The sequence below is a fragment of the Pseudomonas sp. GD04058 genome, assembly GCF_029836855.1.
GTDB classification, from domain to species: Bacteria; Pseudomonadota; Gammaproteobacteria; order Pseudomonadales; family Pseudomonadaceae; genus Aquipseudomonas; species Aquipseudomonas bharatica.
The window spans coordinates 1-516 of sequence record NZ_JAOECN010000102.1 but is presented as its reverse complement, the minus strand read 5'-3'; the positions used below and the strand labels follow the sequence as shown (position 1 = coordinate 516).

1 protein-coding gene is annotated in these 516 nt (G+C 67.6%); it reads left to right on the top strand.

What is annotated here, in order from left to right; all coding sequences use genetic code 11:
• Positions 1–516: type VI secretion system tip protein TssI/VgrG (gene tssI, locus N7650_RS27900; RefSeq protein ID WP_279900916.1), on the top strand; the 516-nt coding region annotated here is incomplete at both ends.

Here is a 516-nt window from a genome sequence, read left to right as displayed (position 1 = left end):
ACTACGAGCGCTACGACTACCCCGGTCGCTACCGCGGAGAAAAGCCCGGCGAGGCCTTCAGCCGCAGCCGCCTGCTCGGCCTGCGCGGTGACGCCTGCCAGGTCATTGCCGAGGGCGACGACGCTCGGTTGGTGCCGGGCCTGTTCTTCGACCTGGTCGGCCATCCTCGCGAGGAATTGAACCGCGGCTGGCGCCCGGTACACCTGGAGCACCGCGGCAAGCAGTACGTCAGCCAGGCCGAGGAAAGTGCCGGGGCCGACTGCGGCACCTACTACACCTGCATCGCCACCCTGGTGCCACACGATGCCGAATGGCGCCCCGAACCGCTGCCCAAACCTCGTATCGACGGCCCGCAGCCGGCCACGGTGGTGGGGCCGCCGGGCGAGGAAATCCATTGCGATGAATACGGCCGGGTGAAGGTGCAGTTCCCGTGGGACCGGGTGGGCAAGAACGACGAACACAGCTCCTGCTGGATCCAGGTTTCGCAAGGCATCGCCGGAGCGCTATGGGGGCATA